The 3,145-nt window shown below is 62.9% G+C and carries 4 protein-coding genes and 1 pseudogene; all 5 read right to left on the bottom strand.

Annotation, left to right across the window (positions count from 1 at the left end; all coding sequences use genetic code 11):
- Window positions 1–91: pseudogene (locus tag WCZ84_RS13875) on the bottom strand (F0F1 ATP synthase subunit gamma); the annotation flags it as partial.
- Window positions 92–145: 54 nt separating this feature from the next.
- Window positions 146–1,687 (bottom strand): F0F1 ATP synthase subunit alpha, encoded by a 1,542-nt coding sequence (gene atpA / locus WCZ84_RS13870; protein WP_372686866.1) that lies wholly within the window; start codon window positions 1,685–1,687, stop codon window positions 146–148.
- Between the two features lie 36 nt (window positions 1,688–1,723).
- Window positions 1,724–2,263 carry a F0F1 ATP synthase subunit delta gene (locus WCZ84_RS13865; protein WP_372686865.1) on the bottom strand — a complete coding sequence of 180 codons (540 nt, stop codon included), beginning with the start codon at window positions 2,261–2,263 and terminating at the stop codon, window positions 1,724–1,726.
- 13 nt (window positions 2,264–2,276) lie between these two features.
- Window positions 2,277–2,747 carry a F0F1 ATP synthase subunit B gene (locus WCZ84_RS13860; protein WP_372686864.1) on the bottom strand — a complete coding sequence of 157 codons (471 nt, stop codon included), beginning with the start codon at window positions 2,745–2,747 and terminating at the stop codon, window positions 2,277–2,279.
- Window positions 2,748–2,877: 130 nt separating this feature from the next.
- Entirely contained in the window at window positions 2,878–3,120 is a 243-nt protein-coding gene (gene atpE / locus WCZ84_RS13855) for a F0F1 ATP synthase subunit C (protein WP_298014239.1), read from the bottom strand.
- Window positions 3,121–3,145 lie beyond the last annotated feature (25 nt).

Here is a 3,145-nt window from a genome sequence, read left to right as displayed (position 1 = left end):
TCGCCGCCGCGACCATCTCCATCGCCTTGGTGATCTTGCTCGTGTTTTGCACGCTCTTGATCTTGGTTCGAATTTCCTTGATTCCAGCCATGGGCTCAATCCTTCAGGTCAGCCGGGGCGGCCAGCGGCCGCCGCGGCTGAGGTCTTAAAACGTGCCGTGTTTCTTGAATTCGACAATGGCATCGGCCAGGGCGGCGTCGTCTTCCTTGGAAAGCTCCTTGAGCTCTTCGATGCGGTTGATCAGCTCGGCGTGCTTGGACTTGAGGAAATCCTTGAGCGCCTTCTCGAACGACAGCACCTGATTGACTTCGAGGTCATCCAGATAGCCATTGTTGACCGAATACAGGGCGACGGCGAGCTCCCAAACCTGCTGGGGCTGGTACTGCGGCTGCTTGAGGAGTTCGACCACGCGCTTGCCACGCTCGAGCTGGCGCCGGGTGGCGTCGTCGAGGTCTGAGGCAAATTGCGCAAACGCCGCCAGCTCGCGGTACTGGGCGAGGTCGGTACGGATCCCGCCAGACAGCTTCTTGATGACCTTGGTCTGTGCCGAGCCCCCCACCCGCGACACCGAGATACCGGCGTTGATGGCCGGACGGATGCCTGCGTTGAAAAGGTCGGTCTCCAGGAAGATCTGGCCATCAGTGATCGAGATCACGTTGGTCGGCACGAAAGCCGAGACGTCGCCGGCCTGCGTCTCGATGATGGGCAGCGCCGTCAGTGAACCTGTCTTGCCCTTGACTTCGCCGTTGGTGAACTGCTCGACATAATGCGCGTTGACGCGGGCGGCGCGTTCGAGCAGGCGCGAGTGCAGGTAGAAAACGTCGCCCGGATAGGCTTCGCGCCCAGGCGGGCGGCGCAGCAACAGCGAAACCTGGCGATACGCCCAGGCCTGCTTGGTGAGGTCGTCGTAGATGATCAGGGCATCTTCGCCGCGATCGCGGAAGTATTCGCCCATGGTGCAGCCGGAATACGCCGCCAGATATTGCATGGCCGCTGATTCGGATGCGGCTGCGGCCACGACGATGGTGAATTCGAGGGCCCCATGCTCTTCGAGCTTGCGCACCACGTTGTTGATGGTGGACGCTTTCTGGCCAATGGCCACATAGACGCAGGTGACCCCTTTGCCCTTCTGGTTGATGATGGTATCGACCGCGACGGCGGTCTTGCCCGTTTGGCGGTCGCCGATGATGAGCTCGCGCTGGCCGCGGCCGATGGGCACCATGGAATCGATGGCCTTCTGCCCGGTCTGCAGGGGCTGGGACACCGATTGGCGGGCAATGACCCCGGGGGCGACCTTCTCGATCACGTCGGTCTGTTTGGCGTTGATCGGCCCCTTGCCGTCGATGGGGCTGCCCAGGGCATCGACCACGCGACCCTTGAGCTCGGGGCCGACCGGCACGGCCAGAATGCGCCCAGTCGTCTTGACGGCGTCGCCCTCGGACACGCCGATGTAATCGCCCAGGATCACGGCACCGACCGAATCCCGCTCGAGGTTGAGCGCCAGGCCGAAGCGATTGTTGGGGAACTCGAGCATTTCGCCCTGCATCACATCGGACAGGCCATGGATGCGGGTAATGCCGTCGGTGACCGACACGACCGTGCCTTCGGTACGGATATCGGTGGATGCACCCAGGCCTTCGATACGGCTTTTCAGCAGTTCGCTGATCTCGGACGGGTTAAGTTGCATGGTAAGACTCCTGGAATCCTGTGATCTGGCCCGCCGTCATGCGGCCAGCGTGTCGCGCAGGCCCGCCAGACGGGCCTGCACGGAAGTATCTAGAACATGGTCACCCACCGCGACGCGCACGCCGCCGATGAGATCCGGGTCTACGCTGACCTGTGGCTTGAGCTTGAGGCCGAACTTGCGTTCGAGCCCGGCGAGCAACTGGGCCAGATGGTCGTCATCGATGGGAAAAGCGCTGGTGATGCGCGCCAGTGCAGTGCCCTCGAGCTGGTTGCGCAACTGCTCGAACTGCTCTGCCACCAGCGGCAAAGCCGTGACGCGATCATTTTCGACCGCCAGCCCCACGAGGTTGGCGAGTTCTGCCGGCAGGGTCTCGGGCATCAGCCCGACCAGCAGCCCGGCGCGCTGGTCGTCGGACAGGCGCGGGTCGCCCATGGCTTCCAGCACGTCGGGCAGACTGCACACCTGGGCCAGCTGCGCCATTTGATCGGACCACCAGGCAAGCCCGCGCGCGTCGTTGCGCACGGACTCGAACAGGGCTTCGGCGTAGGGTCGTGCGATAGTGGACAGTTCAGCCATGATATGCCTTGTATCAGAGTTGAGCCTGCAGCTGGTCGAGCAATTCGGCATGCGCCTTTGCGTCGACTTCGCGGCGCAGAATCTGCTCGGCCCCCTTGACGGCCAGCACCGCGACCTCGGCCCGCAGGGCCTCGCGTACGCGCTGGGCTTCTTGCTCGGCGTCCTGCCGGGCGAGCGCCACGATGCGTGCCTTTTCGGTTTCGGCCTCGCGACGGGCGGCGTCGATGAGCGCCGCCGCCTGCTTTTCGGCTTCAGCCAGGCGCGCATGGTTGTCGGTCTTGGAGGCGGCTTCCATCAAGCTGATGCGCGCCTGGGCCTGTGCCAGGTCGGCTTTGCCTTTTTCGGCGGCAGCCAGACCGTCGGCGATTTTCTGACGACGATCATCCATTGCCTTCGTCAGGGGTGGCCAGATGAACTTCATCGTGAACCAACCCAGAACGAAAAACACGATCATCTGGAAAAAGAGAGTCGCGTTTAAATTCACGGTCGTATCCTATTCTTGCCGTTCGTGCCTTGCAGCCAACCTGCAAGGCACCAATGCGGCTGTCTGTGCCTGATATGGGCGCAACAGCCCCCGGGCCCGGTGCGCCATGGCGCGCCGGCCCGCGCTGCCATCACCCCACGAAGGGATTGGCGAACGCGAACAGCATGGCCAGACCCACGCCGATCAGGAAGGCTGCGTCGATCAGGCCCACCAGCAGGAACATTTTGGTCTGCAGGGTGTTCATGAGTTCGGGCTGGCGTGCCGAGGCCTCGAGGTATTTGCCGCCCATGAGGCCAATGCCGATACAGGCGCCTATGGCCCCCAGACCGATGATCAGACCGCAAGCCAGGGCTACGAACGCAACGTTGGTCATGACAACTCCTTGGTAGTAAACGTTG

The sequence above is a fragment of the Castellaniella sp. genome, from assembly GCF_041675725.1.
Classification (GTDB): Bacteria; Pseudomonadota; Gammaproteobacteria; order Burkholderiales; family Burkholderiaceae_B; genus Castellaniella.
This window is presented reverse-complemented; position numbering and strand designations above follow the sequence as displayed.

Bases quoted from the DNA above. Each gene is read 5' to 3' on its own strand.
- atpA (WP_372686866.1), bottom strand. From the start codon at position 1,687: ATGCAACTTAACCCGTCCGAGATCAGCGAACTGCTGAAAAGCCGTATC.
- WCZ84_RS13865 (WP_372686865.1), bottom strand. From the start codon at position 2,263: ATGGCTGAACTGTCCACTATCGCACGACCCTACGCCGAAGCCCTGTTC.
- atpE (WP_298014239.1), bottom strand. From the start codon at position 3,120: ATGACCAACGTTGCGTTCGTAGCCCTGGCTTGCGGTCTGATCATCGGT.